The organism is Kordia sp. (assembly GCF_965283645.1).
GTDB lineage: Bacteria > Bacteroidota > Bacteroidia > Flavobacteriales > Flavobacteriaceae > Kordia.
Genome location: NZ_CBDIPG010000001.1, coordinates 1362758 through 1383370, shown reverse-complemented (window position 1 = coordinate 1383370; position 20613 = coordinate 1362758). Strand labels below are relative to the sequence as shown.

Genomic DNA, 20613 nt, shown 5'->3' with positions numbered 1-20613 from the left:
ATTATAATTTAACCAGTTTTTAGTGAATTACGATAAGTTGAAGGAGTAATTTTTTCAAATTTTTTGAATGATGTATTAAATGAGGACAGACTGCTAAAACCAGCGTCATAAGCAATTGATGCAATTGTAAATTTATTGAAGCCTTCATTCTGTAGCATGTTTTTTGCTTTTTTAATTCTATATTGATTGATAAAATTATTGAAATTCATCTTAGAATATTCATTGATACTTGATGAGATTTTATGGCTACTAAAACCTGTTAATTCACTTAATTTCTGTAATGATATATCAGATGACAGGTATAATTCACTATTTTTTATAAGATCTACTACCTGCAAATAAATATGTGAACTATCGTCTAATGGTTCAAATGATTTAGCATTTAATTCATTAATTTTTAATCTGTACGCTACATAAGTAAGTGCGTATATGCAAATCGTATAAATTATAGGACCTATAATATATGGCACTTGTTTTTCGAAAATATTTAAAACATAAGAAAACCAAATTAGCGAAAAACCGATGATTATCAATTGTAACCACTTCAAAATGCGTTCTTGAGATTTCGTTTTTTGCGTATTCAAAAATGACTTGTTGAAATTATATACTAGTCTAAATGAAATAAAAATATAAAATGCGAAGTGTACGTATATACCAACGAGAAGTATATATGACCAATGTTTTCCATTCGTTATGAACCATTGTTCTGATACAAATGGACTTACGCCTAAAATAAACACAAACGGAATTATTTGAAGGTAATACAGCTTTGGTAATTTAAAATTTGAAACAATTAATGATTTCACATACCAACTAAGTAACGGGCCAATAATTAATAATATTGATACACCTAAAAAGATAAATAGAAATTCAAGATTGGTATTGAATTGAAATATGATAGATTTACCAACTCTTAATGCCATCAGGAATAATAGAATCGCTAAAAAAATAGCTGAATTTGTTCTTTTAGTCTTGATAAACCCAAAATATACAGCTAAGGTCAAACCGTGAATCAATCCAGCACCACAAATAATAATAAGAAGTATATTGATCGTATTCATACAAGAAGTTGAGTTATATATAAAACGATTGTACTCATAAAATGTTACATGTATAGCAGATACAAAATTAATTCTTGGTATACGAACATTGACTTATAAGAATTCCACATTTCTAGTTGCGTAACAGCACTCATTGATTTGTAAACACTGTTGAAATCATAATTCCGTCAGAGTTTGTTATGAAATACCTGCAGATATATTCACAATGTATGTTATTTAGCATGAAATAAAATACCCTAAAATGAAGTTACTCGTACTACATCCTAAACACTATTATATAGAATTTCTGAAATTTATAAAATACATTCTAAAACCAACTCTTGTAGATTCAAATACGAATTCGGTTCTTCAAAATATGAAAGGAACTTGGAGTATGTTCGTACTTAAAACAATACTTTACATTATTCTTGGTGTTTTAATAACAACACTCATTAATCCGGTAAATCAAACCACAGCACGATGGACTGAAATATATTCCACAAGTACCATATTTTTATTAAGTATTATCATCCTTCCATTGCTTGAAGAAGTCGCATTTAGACTCTCATTACGGTTTAAAACTGTATACATAACACTCACATTTGGCGTTTTTATGTACTATGTGTTTTCAAAGCTTATTTACCAAACTCAATTAAGTAATATTGACAATCATTTTGGAACCAGAATTATCATTAGTATTTTAGCAATACTTGTAGCCTATGTAATTGTATCTCAACCGAAAATTAAAAAGCAATTGAATATTTTTTGGAAAACAAGATTTACATGGATTTTCTACTTTTTTTGTATCACATTTGCTTGGATTCATATTTTTAATTACGAAATAAACTTAAAACACCTACTGCTATTACCATTAATTACGTTACCCAAATTAGTATCTGCCATGACCTACGGATACATTAGAATGCATTATGGATTTAAGTATTCGTTAGGATTACATATGTGTTGGAATAGTATCGGATTTATAATGAGCCTATTTCCAGTGATTGCAGGAGATTAAATTGATTTGTTAACTTTAAAAATAGTAGAAGATGAATATAAAGAATACATTTAAAGGCATAAAGGAGTATTTTTCACCAAAAATAATTGGAGAAGTAAATGATGTATTTGTAAAACTTGTTAAAATAAAAGGCGATAAAATTCCTTGGCACAATCACAAAAATGAAGACGAACTATTTTATATCATTAAAGGAAGCTTGCTCTTTGAAATAGAAGGAAAATCTAGTTTTACAATGAACAAAGGTGACCTTTTTATCGTTAAAAAAAATACAACACATAGGGTTTCATCTTTGAAAGAATGTCAAATAATGCTTATTGAGAATAAGACAACGTTACATACAGGTGATGTTACATCTGAAATAACGAAAACGATAACATCGCAACGGTTGTAATATTCTCAAAAAAGTATAACCATGTTTGCATGTATATATTAACTTTTTGAAAATAGAAAAAAGTTACGTAAAATATTAAATATCAGATAATTATAAATTAAATCGAAAAAAACACAGTTTTGTTGGGTGATTTTTAATTTTAATTCGACTAAAACGTCAACCAACATTTGAAAAAAAATCTATAACATGAAGATAAAAATAGCAGCTTTAAAACTTTTTCTTTGGTTTTACGGATGTACAGCGTTTATTTTACTCATGTTAGCGTTCCTTCTAATTCTACATAAAAACGACTATTCAGTACATACTACTACTGTATTTTTTTTAGATGTGGTAGGTAGAATGTTGACCAGCATTTTTTTTCATATCATAGCCATACTTCCGTATCTAATTTTTTTACTGATAAAAAGGATTATTTCCGATTACAAACGAAATAAAATCAAGGGTCTATTAACAGGTTCTTTGCTAAAAGCAGCTATTTTTATTGCGATTCTCTACATTGGAAACTTGATGCTACAAAGCTATCGAGTATCTGAAGTCTCAGACTATACGTGGGATACTACTGTAGAAAATAATTCCAACAGCGTAAATAATTATGGTAATATCGATAAAAAACAAAGAGGCATTCATGTCTTCAATATAAGTGGAAATTCAGAAGATATTGAAAAATTAAAGACGAATAATTTTGAATGGATTACGCTAACACCATTCATAAGTCAAGGTGATTATAACAAACCATCGTTACGGGTAATCTCTGAAGATCGTTATAAAAATATACTAAAACACTACAAAGCCATAAAGGCGGAATGTGATGTATATGGAATAAAAATAATGCTAAAACCTCACATTTGGCTCTCCAAAACGAAAAATGGAAAATGGCGATCTGATATCAACATGGAAACTGAACAAGATTGGAATACTTGGTTTAAAAATTACAATCAAATCATCCTAAAATATGCAACACTTGCTGAAGAATTACAACTAGAACAATTCTGTATCGGAACCGAATTAGAAACGACTATTTACGAAAAACCTGAGCAATGGAAAGCCTTAATACAAAAAGTTAAAGCAGTCTACAAAGGAAAACTAACGTATGCGGCCAATTGGAATGCTGAATACAAAAAAGTGCCTTTTTGGGATGAGTTAGATTACATAGGAATTCAAGCTTACTTTCCGTTAAGTGAAAAAGACGATCCAACACTTGAAGCGTTAGAAAATTATTGGAAAAAACATACAGAAGAAATCGCGTTGGTTAGTTCAAAATTTAATAAACCTATACTTTTTACAGAATTAGGATACAAATCTATTCAAGGGACTTCAAAAAAACCATGGGAATGGAATGGTATCCATAGTTTGTACTCAAAAATTTCAAAAGGAGAACAACTCTTATGTTACCAAGCATTTTTCAATACCATTTGGAAAGAACCTTGGTTTCATGGTATTCATATTTGGGAATGGCAAGGTCGTGGCGAATCTGACGGTAACAATACCAATTTCACCATTGAAGGGAAACCATCACTAAATCTTATCGCAAAACATTTTAAAGGTAATTAATTAAGGTAAGATGATTCAAAATAACATAAGCAACATACTAAATCACACGAAATAATAGTAAAAAAATAGTACTTTTTGTTCGTGTCGAATTAAAAACTTACTACGTTGAAATCAATCACTTGCATACACTAAACACCAATGATGAAAAAATCTATTCTACTTATTTGTATCATTTTATTAACCTCTTGTCATACTGCTTCATACATGCACGATATTGAATCTACTCCTTATGGAATAGATTTTAAGGAAGGAAAATGGTTGTTAAATGAAATAGAATCTCCAAAGAGTATACAACCAAAGCTTACTAAAATAGCGTATGATAATTTTCAAAAAAAATTGGGTGATAGACTAAAAAAAGCAGAAGATTTAACAACTATTTCCTTGTCTTATATTCCGATTAATCCAGGAAAAAATCATTTAAAAAGAATTAAAAAAGAATCTGGATTTGACTATTTAATTAACATCAAAACTAGTATTTCAGAAAACGAAATAGGCGCATTAAAAATTGGGCAGACATACAGTGAAAAAAAGAATGTTGCTGAAGCCATTTTAGAAGTTTATGATCTAAATACTTTAGAAATAATTTATACTAGGAAAGTTATTGGGCAAGTATCAATAGATAACGATGATAACGAAGATTTTTCTTTTGTAAAAAGTGCAAACGGAATAATGATTAGCTGTTTAAAAAAAATACTGAGAAAAATTACCTAAAGCAACCTCTGGTTTTTTGGCTCCAATATTCCAACAAGAAAAATTGATACAATAATCACTTTAGATGTAACGCCAACTATTGCGGAACTTCTTAACATAAAGCCACCGAAAAACGCAAAGCAATTTTTAAAAGAAATTAAAGTCATCACTTAATGAGCTGTCCAAAATGATAGTACCTATCTTAACGAATAATTTATTCAACTAAAAGAATCAAAAAATGCGAACCTTCCATTTTGAAAAAGAGAAATATGGATTTGAATTGCTAATGGATTTACATAAATTCGAAACAAATCCTACTATTTTCTTTGAGCCCAAACCGCATACAACTGACTTTTTTGAAATTTTTATTTTTGAAAAAGCGAAAGGTGAAATTGAGTTAAATGGAAATACATTTACTATTGGAAAAAACACGTTATTTTTTATTTCTCCGTACCAAAAAAAGAGTTGTGAAATAGATATCACTGAAGTTAAAGGTTTTCACTTGGTTTTTCAGAATGATTTCTTATCCGATTTTTTCGATGATAAACTTTTTGTATACAGACTTCAATATTTTTACAATTCAAAGCATCCTCAATATTTACAACTGGAAAAAGAAGCATATGATAAAATTCAATTTATACTCAATGAAATAATATCAGAAATAAATAATTTTCAAAATGATAGCCTTCATATCATCCGATCTCTTTTGTATTTTTCGTTGTCAAAATTGAACAGACTCTATTGCAAAGAGTATGATCTTTCATCAGAAACACAAGCAAATTCAGTACTTTATAAATTTAAAGAAGCATTAGAAATACATATTCGAAAATTTCATTCAGTAGAAGCGTATTGCAACATTTTGAACGTTTCTAGGCATCAATTAAACGAAATTGTAAAAATACATTTCGGGAGTACTTCTATAGAAATTATTCATTTCAGATTACTACAAGAGATTAAAATGGAATTACGCTATTCCAATAAAACGGTTGCTGAAATTGCAAATGAACTAAGCTTCAGCGAAGCCAATAATATGACACGCTTTTTCAATAGACATGAAAATGTTACACCTAGTTCATATCGTCAATATTACCAAAATGATAGATATTCCTCATAAAACGATATTTACGCTGCAAAAATAAAATTCAATCTTTGCTATCAGTAAAAATTTACTAACACTATGAAAAATCTATACTATTTCAATTTCGTTATTATTTTGCTGAGTTTGCAACTAGCAACTGCACAAAATAATACGATTAGTATACCTATGAATGCTTCAAATTGGGAAGCTCACAAAGGCACATCTACTTTTGAAACATTTGATAACAAAGAAACACTTGTTTTAAATGGAAAAGTAATTCTAAAAAATAAAAACTTCTCAAACGGAACGATCTCAGTTGACGTATATGCCAACACATCCAGAAGTTTTGCAGGAATTATTTTCAGAAAGCAACAAAAAACAATGGAAGAAGTGTATATGCGACTTCACAAATCCAATCAAGTTGATGCTATACAATACTCACCAACGTACAACGAAGAACTTACATGGCAATTATACAAAGAATACCAAGCCAATGTTACCTTTAAAAATAAAGGTTGGAATAAGTTGCGAATTGAAATAAACAAAAACAATGCGGTTATTTTTGTTAATGATAAAAAAGTACTGACTATTGACAATCTTAGAACAACACATAGTACAGGAGAAATAGGACTTTTTTCGTTGTTTAAAAATCGTTTTTCGAACTTTAAAGTAACACACAAAGAAGCTGTTAACATATCAAAAACGGATGCGCAGCCCAATACAGAACTCAATTTTATTTCACGATGGAACATAACAGAAGCATTCCCTTATGTTGAAGGAAAACTAAACTTTAACAATTTTTCAAAAGAGAAATATAGAATGGTAACTACTGAAAAATCTGGTTTGCTTCCATTCTCTAAATACATACAAAAGCCATCTGCTGGGAATTTCGAAAAAAACAAGGAAGTCTATGCCGTGGCTTCAAATAGTATTGTATCAACTATTGATCAAGTAAAGATATTTTCATTTGATTACAGCGATAAAATAATTGTGTATTTAAATGGAAAAGAAATTTTTAAAGGAAACAATGCGTTTAGATCTAAAGGAATGCAATACCAAGGACATTTAGATATTGATGCGAACAAATTATATTTAAACCTAAACAAAGGTGAAAACACATTTCATTGCGTTGTGATAGACAAAGCAAATGGTTGGGGATTAATAGGCAAATTAGAATAATACACTTTATAACTAAAAAACGATTGCTAGTTCTATATATATATATATATATATATATATATATATATTCGGAAAAATCTTAAAATTTACCGATGATTAATCTTTCTTTTATTGATTTCAAACTAGCTAAATTCTGAAAAATCTATCATAAAACGAAAACGACCGATTTATACAAATTTCACCCATGCCTAATAAGTAACTTTGTAGTATTCTTTTTATCTAAATAAAAAACACAAAATAAAACAAAACTAAATGAAAAAAATCATAGTAACCTTGCTCTTCTGCTGACTTATTTTAGTTGCAAAATCACAAAACGCAAGCGTTGAAAAATCAATCTTTGGTATTCAAACTGGATTTTTAGGAATCTGGGCACATAATGAAATGAAGTTATCAAATTCAATAGCATTGCGTTCTGAAATTGGATTTAACAGCGGAATTTGGGGAGAAGATTTTTACGATGGAACAGGATTTTTATTGACACTTGTACTTACGATGGAACCAAGATTTTATTACAACCTCAATAAAAGAGCAAAGAAATCACATAGAATTGACGGAAATAGTGGAAACTTTATTTCATTAAAAACAAGTTACCATCCAGATTGGTTTGTGATTTCAAACACTGAAAACATACGTATAGTTAGTGACATTTCAATCATACCAACTTGGGGAATTAGACGAAATATTGGAAAACATTTCAACCATGAAACTGGATTAGGAATTGGATACAGATACACCTTTGCAAAACAAGCTGGATTTCTTGAAGACGAAAGTGAAATTGATGTGAATTTACACCTAAGAATTGGATATAGAATTTAATCAAAATAAAGAATGCACTCATGAAACCTATAACTATTCTCAAGCCAAAGCGTTATGCTCAACTATGATAAAGCAAAAGAACAAAAAATGATTATTTGATTTAAATCAATTATACTCGCGACTCTATTAAGTAGCTTTGATCCTTAATTTTAAAATATGAAAAAAACGCACCTAATTAGTCTGTTACTAATGGCTATTTTATGTTCCTGTAAAAATAGTAAAGGAGAAAATACTGCTCAAAAAACGGAAGAAAAAGAAGTTTCTTCTACTAATAAAGATATGCCAGTTAAAGAATTCTCGAATGAAAAAGAAACAAAAGATTTCTCTTGGGAACATATTCCTGAATCAAAAGTTGATATAGGAGCTTACCCATACATTACGCCGCCAAAAGGCATGATTATCGATAAAAACGAATCTAAATCCTATGAATTTGATAAGTTAGAAATGTTTGATGGGAATACATTTTTTGTGCTTGATGGTAAAGTGCAAAGAATGCAACTAATGATGGACGGAGACAAAGAGTGGCAACACTATTTATTTGACAAAAGCGTATCAGAATATTTAAAATCAATAGGTGCGAAATTAATTTTTGAAGGTAAAATTCCAGATGAATTCACTCAAAAATGGGGAGACAATCCAAATGCGATATATAGGCACATGCATGAATTTTATGCTGGAGATGTTGTTAATAGTCCAATTCGTATGTATGTTCTTAAAACTTCAACTAAAAAAATAGGCTTTCAAGTTTCTTCAAAATCAAGAACTATAGGAATTGTAGAAGATGAAAATTTTAAACAAACGATAGAGAAAATTACAGCTGTTGATATTTTAGATGAAATAAATAACAAAGGATATGCAACGCTACATATTAATTTCGACACTGGTAAATCGAGAATCAAAGCCGATTCTTATACTGTTATAAATGAAATAGCAAAAATGATGAACGCAAATACCGATTTAAAAATTAGTATAGAAGGTCATACTGATAATGTTGGAAATGAAGTAGCTAATATGAAGCTATCTAAAAATAGAGCAAAATCTGTTCTTATGGCACTTACTGATGAAGATATTGATGAAGCGAGACTAAAAAGTGAAGGTTTTGGGCAAACCAAACCTATAGAGGACAATTCAACCGAAAAAGGAAAGGCTAAAAACAGAAGAGTTGAGCTGAGAAAAATATAAAAACAATAAAAACAATTATCTAGAATATTTTGGAATTTCTTATATCTAAACGAAAAATAAAAGTAAACTAAAAAAAAGCTATTACAGTAACATTTCAATTAAAAATAAACTATGAAAAGATTAATTATGAAAAAAATTTTGCTAGTATCAATTATTGCCATTTTAGGATTATCAAATTCAATTACAGCTCAAAATGTTGATTATGGACTTAAAACAGGTCTTAACATTTCAAACTTTACGGGAGGTGAGACAGCCATGAATAATGTATTGGGTTTTCATATTGGTGTATTTGCCGAAATTAAGTTGAACGAAAAATTTTCACTTCAATCAGAATTATTGTATTCCACACAAGGTTCAGAGAACGATTTTGTTGAAGTAAAAGTAGATTATATAGCAATTCCTTTTATGATAAAATATTACCTATTTGAAAAATTTAGTATAGAAGCAGGGCCGCAAGCGTCATTTTTGATATATGACGAGGCAGAATTTAAGAATACCTCAATTCCTATTCTTGATACAGATGCCTCAACTTTTGATTTTGGACTTAATGTTGGTGTTGGATATAATTTCGGTTCTCATTTATTTGCGCAAATGCGCTATAATCATGGTATTACAACAATTGGAGAAAACCCAGATATTAGAAACAGTGTATTTCAATTTTCGTTAGGATATAAATTTTAAGGCATATCAAATCGCAATGGAAAGTTAGTTGCCAATATATCATGAAATCTAACGGTATTTACTTCTGAATAATTAAAAAAACATTTTGACAATCACAGTGTCTAAATGAAAGGAAGAAAAAATGCTTTCACAAAAAAATTGAATTAAAAATAAACGAAAAAATAGGAATTATGATAAAAAAACAATTACTAGCAATTATCATGCTAGTGTGTTTAACAATCTCTTGCTCTTCAGACGATGACACAGTAACAATGGATTTAATAACTCATTTTGATGGGAACTTAGAAATCAACTCGCTGGCTGACTTAGAGGATCCGGCTATTCAAGGATACAAAACAATTAATGGTAATTTAATTATCAGAAACACAGATGACATTGAAGACCTAAGAGCCTTTGAAAACTTGGAAGCAATTAATGGTAGACTCTATATTTTAAACAATGACAATTTAAAGTCTTTACAAGGGTTAGAAAATATTACAGAATTAAATCTTTTAGTAATTAAAGATAATCCTGAACTTATTTCTTTAGTTGGTATTGATAATTTAGCGAGCATTTCAGATACTTTATCAATTGAAAATAATGATAGCTTGGAAACTTTAAGCTCCTTAAACAACCTAACGACTATTGGTAATCAATTTTCTTTATTTTTTAATTTAACATTAACTAACTTAAATGGGTTAGAAAATTTACAATCAGTCCCTCAGGTTTTAATTCTTGGTAACGATAATTTAGAAACTATTGATGGCTTAGATGGAATTACTTTTTCTAATCACATAGGAATCAGTTTGAATGAATCATTGACAGATTATTGTTCCTTAGTCCAACTTGCACAAGCTAATCCAACACTTTTGTTTTTTCCAGAGTTAAATAGCTATAATCCGACTTTAGATGACTTAATAAATAATAATTGTTCTAACTAAAAGTAATAATTGTCAATAATGTGAACTGCGTTATGGGCAATGCAAATAGAGACAATTAAATCGTATCTACATCTAGTTAACACAATATTTAAAAAATAATTTATGAAAAATATCCTATTAACAGTCCTATTGGTAATTATCTCCATGAGTTCATTTGGGCAAGAGTCCACAATGACACCAGTAAACAATTCTTTTGATTCAGAATTTATCAAAAATGAGAGTTACGAAATGACTTGGTTTGTCCAACAAGACACTTCCAAAATAGAGATAGGAAAAATTAAAACGGAGATAAAAAAAGTTAAAAATAACGTGTTAATTATTACTGCTGTTGAAATGAAGCATACGCAAACTAAATGGGTTGATAGTACTATTGCTACTATAAATAGTCTTAAACCCATTTACCATTCTTCATACAATCAGCAAAGAGATATGGTACTTAATTTTGATGAAAAAGTAACGGGTTATTATTTTGACAAAAAAACAAATATCAAAAGCGAAATATCTGAAACTACTTCAGGTAGTTATTTTGATAGTAATATCTATCCACAATTGATTAGGTGGCTTCCATTAAAAAAAGGGTATCAAAAAACGATTTCAATTTTTGATTACAATCCAAGCGCTAAAACAGGAAAACTAAAAGCATTTATTAAAAATGTTGAAAAAGGCAAAATGCCAGAAAATAGGAATAAAACAGTTTGGATCGTGAACGTAACAGATGATATATCAGGTAATAAAGCTATGAGTACTTATTACATAGATGCTAATACGAGACAAGTAATTAGACATGAAGTTGATATGCAAGGACGGAAAATGATTATGGAATTAACTAATTAATATAGACAGTTCACTATGTACGAACGGGTTTGATTTATTGCTTCTGAATTAGTTTCGAACACATATATATTTTACGCTGCGTGTATATTCTAAATAAAATGATTAAAAACACAACTTTGCCTTGTAAACATTAAAACTAAAAAACAATGAAAAATGCCTCTTTAATCTTTAGAAGCCTCATTATATTACTGATTTTAACAAACTGCTCAAACGACGATGACATTGGTGATCCAACAATTATTACGGAAGAATCGTTGATTTATTTGCATGATAACAATACTAAAAGATGGCAGATAACCAGCTATTATTCATCCTACAAGGATTTGGAGCTTAATATAGAATTTACTGATTGTGTGAGTGATGACATATATACGTTTTATGTTAATGACACAAATAGCGATACAGAATTTGGAAGTGAGGTTTGCTATAACAATTTCCCTAATGAAGCAAGTTCTGCATCTTACAATTATAACTCTGAATTCCAAGAACTTTATTTAAACTTTTCTAGAGGAGGTTATTCCAGCCAAGACGCTTACTATGAGTTTTTTATAGCAAAATGTATTTTTCTAACAGAAGAAAAAATGATTTTTACACATGGAGGAGAAGATAACTCTGGTGTAGGACTCGTTTTTGAAAAAGTAAATTAAATTTTTAAAGCATATAAAAACTGGAAATATAGAAAATACTTATGCCTAAACAAATCTTGATACTAATTTTAGTCAGCTTTCTTATAATCTCATGTGATAATGACAAAAAACAATCTGAAAGCCCTTTAAAAATTGGGAATGTGCTTGACATTTCTGATTTTGATTTAATAAGCGTAAATCAGGGAGAAATTAAAAAATAGAATAGAAAATTTATTATAAATACTTGAATTATGGAACAAAAACATCCGCTTCCACCATTTACGTTGGCAACTGCAAAACAAAAAATTCAACTAGCTGAAGATGCCTGGAATTCACAAAATCCAGAAAAAGTAAGTTTGGCATATACTGTTGATAGCGAATGGCGAAATAGAAACACATTCATTAATGGGAGAAATGAAATTGTATCCTTTTTAACAGAAAAATGGAAAAACGAATTAAACTACAAACTAAAGAAAGAATATTGGGCACATTCAGACAATAGAATAGCGGTCAGATTTGAATATGAATATAAAAATAAACATGGAAAATGGCTCAGAGCATACGGAAATGAAAACTGGGAATTTGACAAAAATGGTCTCATGGAAAAAAGGTACGCAAGTATCAATGATCTTGAAATAGAAGAAAAAGACAGACAAGTGTAAAAAAAAACACGAAATACAGCATCATGTAAACGTAATAGAGGCTTTATCTTTCTAAAAAAATCAAATAAAATTTAAAAGAAGTAGCTATATTTTACGACAAGTAATCGTGAGTTAAAATGAAAAAATGTATACGCAATTAGAACAATACCTTAAAGATCATTCAACTATTAATAGTGAATCCATTCAAAAAGTTGTACCACATTTCAAACCGCTAAAAACAAAACGGAATGAAGTTTTATGTTCCGTTGGGCAAGTGTGTAAAAATTTCTACTTCATAAACAAAGGTTGTCTTCGAATGTATGAAGTTGACAATAAAGGAAATGAGGCAACAGCATATTTTGCGTTGGAAGATCAAATAATTGCAGCGATTACCAGTTTTGTTTTGCAAAAACCATCCAGAGATTTCTTAGTCTCTTTTGAACCTTCGGAATTGCTTGTGATCAGTAGAGATAGTTTTTTTAAACTTGTAGAAACCGTTCCTGAATTTAGAGATGTATATACTAAATTTATGGAATTTTCTTTTATTCACTCTCAAATGCGAATTTATAGTTTCTTAGGAATGGAAGGTATTGACAAATTGCGCTGGGTGATGGAACATGAACCTAAATTATTATCCAGAATTTCAAGCAAAGCTGTGGCATCTTATTTAGGAATGACAAACTCTACATTGAGTAAATTACGTGCGCAACTTTAAAAATTAAAAATCCACTGCGCAAATTGTTTTCATAAGACCATTTTTACTTTTTTACTTCTTCCAAACTTTGATGTATTCACAAAATCTAAAATTTCACAATACATGAAAGCCAACATTTATTTTATAATTGCCGCGTTATTTTTTGGACTAAACTTTCACCTTTCCAAAATTGTATTGGCAGAAATAAGCTTCATAGAAACCATTGCTTGGCGTTTCACTTTCGCAAGCATCACGCTATTCTTATTGGCATATAAAAACTTAAAATCATTACGCTTAAATCGTTCAAACATTAAAGGTGCATTTCTTGTGGGCGGTGTCGGTTTATTAGGATTCAATCTATTTTTATTTCTTGGTTTAAAGAATAGTACAGCTATCAATGCGGCGCTTATTATTGGACTTAATCCTGCACTAACAATTCTGTTTTCAAGTATCATATTGAAAACCTCATTAAAAACAAAACACTTCATAGGAATTGTAATTTCATTCCTAGGCGTTTTATACCTTATCTTAAGAGGAAATATCACCGATTTTCAAAATATAAGTTTTAGCTACAATGATGGTTTCATACTAATTGCGAATATCTTCTTTGCATTGCATCATGTTTGGGTAAAAAAATATGCTACTGAAATAGAAAATACAAGCTTCACCTTTTTAGCTGTTGTATGTACGTTGATTGGTATCGTATTCTTTTTACCCTTCAGTGAACTGCAAAATATAACTTCACACACTATTCAGTTTTGGTTTGCTATTTGTGGATTAGGAATAGTTGGAACGGGTATTGTCTTTTACTTTTGGAATCATGGAGTTCAAAAAGCAGGAGCAGACCAAGCAGGAATATTTATGAACATGGTGCCTTTATTTACCGCGTTATTCGCAGTATTTTTTAATGAACAACTATGTATGTATCATTTTATAAGTGCACTATTAATTATTTCTGGAATGTTAATAATGAAAACCAATTTACGTAAGAAACCTATAAAATCAATCTAAACAATAAAATGAATTTTAATTTCAAATTTTTGTCAAATAGTTACTGAATCACTTTATCGTTTTATGACATTTTACATGCGTACATATAATTACAAAAATCTTCCAATCAAAAACTCTTATTTTCATTCGTAACTCAATTTTATTTCATTGAAAACATTGTCATATGACAACTTTTAAACTTCCAATCGGTGGCATCTTTGTACTGTTGATGAGCACTAAAGTTCACAATTTTAAAAGTATATACAGCATGCCACTTACATTAACAGTTACAGAAGGTGTTTTGCCTTCAGAAAAAATAAAAGAAGCCGTAGTTCAAATTACAAACTCCTTCTTAAAAAATCATGGTTTAACGGGTAATACAGTAATGACACCAAACATCACCGCCAATGTTCATATAATACCAAAAGGATTATCTTTTTCTGGAGGAGAAGAATTTTCAGGTGCTTGGGCAGAATGGAAAGTTCCTTCGTTTGCATTAGCTGACCATTCAATTGTCAAACAACATTTTATGGAAGTTACCGAAATTATTTACAAACTAGCTGGTGGAAAACAACCCAAAGACAATATCTATGTAAATGTTGTACATGCCGTAAATGGTGGATGGAATCTTGACGGAATTGCCATGACGAATGACGAATTAGGAGCCGCAATTTCTGAAGGGTAAAAAAAGAACAAGTCTGAACTACTTCGAACCGAAATCGAAGTAGTTCTTTACACAACTACTAAAAACATGAATTCTATCATAGAAATTCGTCATTTAGAATTCGTCAGACTCAGAATTGGTTATCTAAATAAGTGTAACTATTCTATCAATCTTCACTTAAAAGAGCTTAAAAATTTTGGAGAGACAGATGTTAGATTGACCTTAGTTTCTGTGTGGAATTTTGTTCCAAATTTTTCAGAAAAAGAATGTGCACTTTTTGCTTTAACAGATTACATACTTAGCGCGAATACAAGTAAAAACTATGAGCAAGTTTGCATGCTTCTAAAGCCACATTTTAGCAACAAGCAAATTTTAGCACTAACGAAAGCCATTGAACAAATAGATTTATGGACACGTTCCTTAAAACACACTGAATCTTTACACAATTTCAAAAAAACTTCAAATTGAAAATGGTGTCATATGACAACGTCTAAACTTCAAAGTGAGCTCAACTTTGCATCAGTACATATTTAATGTAGTGAGTGCTAAATTATCAAGTAGTGGAATAAATACTATTCACTACGATTAGAATAACCGTAAATGGACATCAACATCACGATATCCATTTATAAAAAAACAAAACTTTAAAAATGAACACAATGAAAAATTCAAATAAAACATTTTTATTAATTCATGGCGCATGGGAAGGTGCTTGGTCATGGAAAGAAACGACAGCTTATTTAGAGAAAAATGGGCATACCGTAAATGCAATCGATTTGCCAGGACATGGTAACGATAAAACACCAACAGCTACAATCAATATAGCGCTTTATGCGAATCGTGTCAAAGACGAACTAACAAAAACTGAGGGTCAAGTTATACTAGTTGGACACAGCTTTGGAGGATTCATAATTTCTAAAGTAGCTGAAGAAATGCCAGAAAAAATTGAAAAACTAGTATTCATAGCTTCAGCAGTACCTTACGAAGGGAAAACGGCTGTTGAGGTTTTTGAAGAAGACGAAGGAAGTGAGTTCCTTGAAAACCTACTTTTTTCGGAAGATAAAAGTACGGTAACGATGACTAGAGAAACAATAAAAAACATTGTATTTACAGGTGCTACAGATGCGCAAATTGATGCTGTACTTCCTAATCTTGTCGCACAAGCAACAGCTCCATTTTTTGAAAAAGTAATCACAACAGAAGAAAATTTTGGAAAAGTTCCAAAGGCGTACATTGAAACGACTTTAGATAGAGTAATCACACTAAAAGCACAAAGACATGGACAAAAAATGTTGGGTATTACTGAATCAGTAACGTTAGCATACGGACATGTACCTTTAGAAACGGCACCAAAACAATTGGCTGCTGCATTGCATAAAGTAGGTATTTCTGGAAATCGGTAATAGCTTAAAATTCAATCAAACCAAAGGAAGGTACAGTAGCTTCCTTTGGTTTTAACTAATCAATACACAAATCGATGAAACATATCTTATTTATAGTCACAAGTACCAGTGTTACAGGAACAGGCAAACATCCAGCAGGTTATGAATTTTCGGAAATAGCAACTCCTTATTTTGAATTTATCAACAAAGGTTTCACAGTAGATTTCACCAGCATACTTGGCGGTGCTCCACCATATGTGGGTTATAATGCATCCGAAAAAAACAGTAAAAATTTCATAGAAAGTAACGGATTCAAACGCTTAAACTTTAGTCACAAACTAAGCGACGTAAATATGGAAGCTTATGACGCTATATTCTTTCCAGGAGGTTTAGGTTTAATGACGGATATGGTCAATAATCCGTTGCTAAAAGAAATCATAAAAAATGCATATGAAAGCAATAAAATTATTGGTGCTGTATGTCACGGGCCAAGTGCGTTGCTAAATGTCATTTTATCAGATGGTCGTAACTTATTAAAAGGAAAAAGAATTAATTCGTTTACAAAAGCAGAAGAAGCTATGGATAAGCATTTATTAGGAGATGTAATTCCATTTATGTTGGATGATGAATTAATAAAACAAGGTGCGCTATTCTCGAATACGACACCTTTTGATCCGTTTGTTGTTACCGACGGGAATTTGATAACAGGTCAAAATCCAGCATCTGCTAGTGGAGTTGCTGTTGAAATGATAAAATTATTGCAATAAAATTAGAAACAAGTATGAAAAATGTACTATCCATTACGATATCACATACAGATTACTTCGGAACATTTTTTTGACCAATCAGACTTATATTTTTCAAATACCGAATCAAAAAGTTCGAACTTCAAAGGTTCGAGATTAGAAAAACAAAAGCCTTACTATTTTCAGTAAGGCTTTCTTATTTATTGATGTTCAATTTTTCAAGTTAATCAGGAAACTTATCTCGTATCGCATCCAAACACAAATTATGAATACTTCCAATATGTGAATGTTTTTTAGAAGTTGCTGCCGAATAAGTTCCTTTTTGAACTTGTTTTCCGATTTGCTGATACGCTTCTCTAAAAGAAATTCCATCCATGACCAAATTATTAATACTATCTACTGTAAAAAGGTATTGGTATTTTTCATCATTCAAATCGATTTTCTTCACGGTAATTTGTTGAATGGAATGATTGAATATCTCCAACACATTTTTCAAGTCTTCAAAAGCTGTAATCATGTGTTCTTTCAACAGTTGAAAATCTCTGTGATAACCACTAGGTAAGTTATTCGTAAGTAAAAGCATTTCGGTATACAACGCTTGAATCTTATTGCATTTTCCACGAATCAATTCAAAAACATCAGGGTTTTTCTTATGCGGCATAATGCTACTTCCCGTCGTTAACGCATCAGGAAAAGAAATAAAATCAAAATTCTGACTCATATACAAGCAAATATCCATGGCAAATCGTGTCAAAGTATTAGACAAGCTGCCTAAAGCCATTGAAACAGTTCGTTCACTTTTTCCTCTGCTCATTTGCGCGGCAACAACGTTATATTTCAACGTATTAAAACCTAATTCTTGTGTTGTGAAATTTCTATCTATCGGAAATGAACTTCCATATCCTGCCGCTGAACCTAACGGATTTTGATCTACGGTTTTTACAGCCGCATCCAACACATATATATCGTCAATTAACAATTCTGCATACGCGGAAAACCACAATCCAAAAGAAGAAGGCATAGCAACTTGCAAATGTGTATAACCGGGTAATAATGCTTCTTTATGCGTTTCTGCAAGTTCTAAAAGTGTATCAAACAATGTACGTGTCTGATTTTTAATATTGTTTAAATTGTCTTTGTAGAATAATTGTAATGCCACCAAAACTTGATCGTTTCGAGAACGTGCGGTATGAATCTTCTTTCCAACATCACCATATTTTTGAGTCAGCTCGAATTCAATTTTTGAATGTACATCTTCAAATTTCGATTCAATCACAAAAGTTCCATGTGTTACTTGCGACTGTAATTCGTGTAATCCTTCGGAAAGTTGTTGCAATTCTTCGGTAGAAATAATATCAATCGTTTCCAACATCTTGGCATGTGCTAACGATGCTTGTATATCGTATTTAGCAATATGTAAATCAATTTCCCTGTCGTTTCCAACAGTAAATCCTTCAATCTTTTTATCTATAGTAATTCCTTTATCCCAGAGTTTCATAAGTCTTATTTTGTCATTCCTGCGTGTCATATTGAGCGAATCCGAAATGAAGTCAGGAAGCTGTTTTTTTTAATTTTAGTAGTTAGTATTGAATATTGAGAAACGTTCTATGAAAAATCTCAATACTAATATCTCACAGCTCAATACTACCTTCATACTATTTCTTTTACTATTTTAATATATAAATCAATGCCTTCTTCTATTTCATGTACATAGATAAATTCATCAGCCGTATGCGAACGTGTACTATCGCCAGGCCCTAATTTTAAAGACGGACATGATAATACTGCTTGATCCGACAACGTTGGCGAACCATAGGTTTCTCTACCTAACGCAATTCCAGCTTGTACCAATGCATGTGTTTTCGGAATAGAAGAGGAGTTTAGCCGTAAACTTCTCGGAATAATTTCTGTACAAGGAGATTCTTTCTTCAGTATTTCAACAATCTCTTTATTGGAGTAGGCATCATTCACACGAACATCTACGACTAATTTTACGTTTGCAGGAACCGCATTGTGTTGTTTTCCTGCATTAATCTGCGTTACGGTCATTTTTACATCACCCAAAACAGCAGACGTTTTCTCAAACGTGAATTCTTGAAACCATTTTAAAACATCAATGGTATTGTAAATAGCGTTGTCCGTATTTGGATGTGCGGCATGACTTGGCGTTCCTTTTACTACAGCGTCAAAAACCACCAATCCTTTTTCGGCAATAGCCAATTGCATCAACGTAGGTTCACCAACAATGGCAACATCTACTTTTGGAATGACGGAAAGCATACTATTCAATCCGTTTTCTCCGCTACTTTCTTCTTCTGCGGACGCGACAATGACAAGGTTGTATTGTAAATCAGCTTGTGCATAAAAATCGGTAAATGTTGCTATGAGTGAAACCAAACATCCGCCAGCATCATTACTTCCCAAACCATATAATTTTCCATTTTCAACAATAGCTTCAAACGGATTCTTTGTATATCCATTATTCGGTTTTACGGTGTCGTGATGCGAATTGAGCAACAATGTTGGTTTGTTTTCATCAAAATGTAAATTAGTCGCCCAAATATTATTATTCGTTCGTTTAAAAGGAATTTGATAGTGCTGAAACCAATTTTCTATATGCTTTGCAGTTCCTTCTTCTTCAGAGGAAAAAGATTGCGTTTCTATGAGCTTTTTTAGCAATACAATTGCTTCGCGTGTTAATTCTTTAATGTTCATTTTTGAATTGTTGTGTGTTTCGTGTTTTTATGTAACAGCATAGTCGATTTCCCAATATGGACTTTTTCCACTTGATGATCAATCGCATGAAAACAATTGGAGAGTTTTGGCAACATTCCATCCGCAATAATCTTGTTTTCAAGTAACGTTTGATAATTTTCAGCATCAATCGTTTCAATCACAGAATCGTCATTAGTTATATCTTCTAAGACGCCATTTTTCTCAAAACAATAATACAATTCCGTTGTATAATTTTCTGTAAAAGCAATTGCCAATTCGGAAGCTACGGCATCAGCATTCGTGTTTAATAACTGACCTTTTTTATCATGTGTAATTGCGCAAAAAACAGGTGTAATTCCATGATTAATAAGTATTTGTAAGTGTTGAATGTTTACTTTTTTAATATCGCCCACAAAACCATAATCAATAGTTTTTACGGGACGTTTTACAGAAATTATACTATTGCCATCAGCTCCAGAAAATCCAATCGCATTGGTGTTTTTAGCTTGTAATTTTGCAACAATTTTTGTATTAATTTTTCCTGCATACATCATCGTAATAATGTCTAAAGTTGCAGCATTTGTAATACGTCTTCCGTTAATCATTTGTACTCCAATGTTCATTTGTTGCGCAAGTTTTGTAGCAGATTTTCCACCACCATGCACTAAAATTTTAGGCGTATCTAACTGAGCAAAATCATCCAAAAAAGAATTTAAAGCTACATCATTATCAATAAGCTGTCCGCCAATTTTTACAATTTTCAGTGTTTCCATAG

23 protein-coding genes are annotated in these 20613 nt (G+C 30.9%); 19 read left to right on the top strand and 4 right to left on the bottom strand.

All coding sequences use genetic code 11. The features are described 5' to 3' along the window. Positions 1-8: 8 nt before the first annotated feature. Complete coding sequence (locus ACQ654_RS05840) at positions 9-1061, bottom strand: helix-turn-helix domain-containing protein (RefSeq protein ID WP_430409390.1); 1053 nt, start codon at positions 1059-1061, stop codon at positions 9-11. A gap of 241 nt (positions 1062-1302) precedes the next feature. Here ACQ654_RS05840 and ACQ654_RS05835 point away from each other — a divergent pair, with 241 nt between their 5' ends. The 19 genes from ACQ654_RS05835 to ACQ654_RS05745 all read left to right on the top strand — a co-directional run bounded on the left by ACQ654_RS05835 (position 1303) and on the right by ACQ654_RS05745 (position 17144). Continuing rightward, the gene (locus ACQ654_RS05835; protein ID WP_430409389.1) at positions 1303-2058 is read left to right on the top strand and encodes a hypothetical protein; all 756 of its coding nucleotides are present in this window, start codon (positions 1303-1305) and stop codon (positions 2056-2058) included. A gap of 31 nt (positions 2059-2089) precedes the next feature. Further along, positions 2090-2449 (top strand): cupin domain-containing protein, encoded by a 360-nt coding sequence (locus ACQ654_RS05830; RefSeq protein WP_430409388.1) that lies wholly within the window; start codon positions 2090-2092, stop codon positions 2447-2449. Between the two features lie 186 nt (positions 2450-2635). Continuing rightward, positions 2636-4000: a glycoside hydrolase family 113 gene (locus tag ACQ654_RS05825; RefSeq protein WP_430409387.1), complete on the top strand. Its 1365-nt coding sequence runs from the start codon at positions 2636-2638 to the stop codon at positions 3998-4000. Between the two features lie 141 nt (positions 4001-4141). Then, a complete protein-coding gene (locus ACQ654_RS05820) occupies positions 4142-4711 on the top strand; it encodes a hypothetical protein (RefSeq protein WP_430409386.1) in 570 nt (189 codons plus the stop codon). 217 nt (positions 4712-4928) lie between these two features. Further along, positions 4929-5804: a helix-turn-helix domain-containing protein gene (locus ACQ654_RS05815; protein ID WP_430409385.1), complete on the top strand. Its 876-nt coding sequence runs from the start codon at positions 4929-4931 to the stop codon at positions 5802-5804. Between the two features lie 63 nt (positions 5805-5867). Further along, the gene (locus ACQ654_RS05810; RefSeq protein ID WP_430409384.1) at positions 5868-6947 is read left to right on the top strand and encodes a family 16 glycoside hydrolase; all 1080 of its coding nucleotides are present in this window, start codon (positions 5868-5870) and stop codon (positions 6945-6947) included. A 381-nt stretch (positions 6948-7328) separates the two neighbouring features. After that, on the top strand, positions 7329-7763 hold the full coding sequence (locus ACQ654_RS05805; RefSeq protein WP_430409383.1) for a hypothetical protein: 435 nt from the start codon (positions 7329-7331) through the stop codon (positions 7761-7763). A 156-nt stretch (positions 7764-7919) separates the two neighbouring features. Next, the gene (locus ACQ654_RS05800) at positions 7920-8945 is read left to right on the top strand and encodes an OmpA family protein (RefSeq protein ID WP_430409382.1); all 1026 of its coding nucleotides are present in this window, start codon (positions 7920-7922) and stop codon (positions 8943-8945) included. Positions 8946-9071: 126 nt separating this feature from the next. Further along, a complete protein-coding gene (locus ACQ654_RS05795) occupies positions 9072-9626 on the top strand; it encodes a porin family protein (RefSeq protein WP_430409381.1) in 555 nt (184 codons plus the stop codon). Between the two features lie 170 nt (positions 9627-9796). Then, a complete protein-coding gene (locus ACQ654_RS05790; protein WP_430409380.1) occupies positions 9797-10546 on the top strand; it encodes a hypothetical protein in 750 nt (249 codons plus the stop codon). A 102-nt stretch (positions 10547-10648) separates the two neighbouring features. Beyond that, complete coding sequence (locus ACQ654_RS05785) at positions 10649-11380, top strand: hypothetical protein (RefSeq protein ID WP_430409379.1); 732 nt, start codon at positions 10649-10651, stop codon at positions 11378-11380. Between the two features lie 146 nt (positions 11381-11526). Next, complete coding sequence (locus ACQ654_RS05780; protein WP_430409378.1) at positions 11527-12027, top strand: hypothetical protein; 501 nt, start codon at positions 11527-11529, stop codon at positions 12025-12027. A 230-nt stretch (positions 12028-12257) separates the two neighbouring features. After that, complete coding sequence (locus ACQ654_RS05775) at positions 12258-12668, top strand: DUF1348 family protein (protein ID WP_430409377.1); 411 nt, start codon at positions 12258-12260, stop codon at positions 12666-12668. Between the two features lie 124 nt (positions 12669-12792). Further along, positions 12793-13362: a Crp/Fnr family transcriptional regulator gene (locus ACQ654_RS05770; RefSeq protein WP_430409376.1), complete on the top strand. Its 570-nt coding sequence runs from the start codon at positions 12793-12795 to the stop codon at positions 13360-13362. A gap of 102 nt (positions 13363-13464) precedes the next feature. After that, positions 13465-14352 carry a DMT family transporter gene (locus ACQ654_RS05765; protein ID WP_430409375.1) on the top strand — a complete coding sequence of 296 codons (888 nt, stop codon included), beginning with the start codon at positions 13465-13467 and terminating at the stop codon, positions 14350-14352. Positions 14353-14515: 163 nt separating this feature from the next. Beyond that, positions 14516-15016 carry a hypothetical protein gene (locus tag ACQ654_RS05760; RefSeq protein WP_430409374.1) on the top strand — a complete coding sequence of 167 codons (501 nt, stop codon included), beginning with the start codon at positions 14516-14518 and terminating at the stop codon, positions 15014-15016. 66 nt (positions 15017-15082) lie between these two features. After that, on the top strand, positions 15083-15463 hold the full coding sequence (locus ACQ654_RS05755) for a carboxymuconolactone decarboxylase family protein (protein ID WP_430409373.1): 381 nt from the start codon (positions 15083-15085) through the stop codon (positions 15461-15463). 191 nt (positions 15464-15654) lie between these two features. Further along, complete coding sequence (locus ACQ654_RS05750; protein ID WP_430409372.1) at positions 15655-16398, top strand: alpha/beta fold hydrolase; 744 nt, start codon at positions 15655-15657, stop codon at positions 16396-16398. A 74-nt stretch (positions 16399-16472) separates the two neighbouring features. Further along, positions 16473-17144, top strand: a complete 672-nt coding sequence (locus ACQ654_RS05745) for a type 1 glutamine amidotransferase domain-containing protein (protein ID WP_430409371.1) — start codon at positions 16473-16475, stop codon at positions 17142-17144. A 202-nt stretch (positions 17145-17346) separates the two neighbouring features. On the opposite strand, the gene argH is transcribed toward ACQ654_RS05745, so the two are convergent. From argH to argB, 3 genes are all read right to left on the bottom strand, one after another. After that, positions 17347-18621 (bottom strand): argininosuccinate lyase, encoded by a 1275-nt coding sequence (argH, locus tag ACQ654_RS05740; RefSeq protein ID WP_430409370.1) that lies wholly within the window; start codon positions 18619-18621, stop codon positions 17347-17349. A 152-nt stretch (positions 18622-18773) separates the two neighbouring features. Continuing rightward, entirely contained in the window at positions 18774-19838 is a 1065-nt protein-coding gene (locus tag ACQ654_RS05735; protein ID WP_430409369.1) for a M20 family metallo-hydrolase, read from the bottom strand. Next, positions 19835-20611 (bottom strand): acetylglutamate kinase, encoded by a 777-nt coding sequence (argB, locus tag ACQ654_RS05730; RefSeq protein ID WP_430409368.1) that lies wholly within the window; start codon positions 20609-20611, stop codon positions 19835-19837. Before argB ends, ACQ654_RS05735 begins: the two co-directional genes overlap by 4 nt. Positions 20612-20613 lie beyond the last annotated feature (2 nt).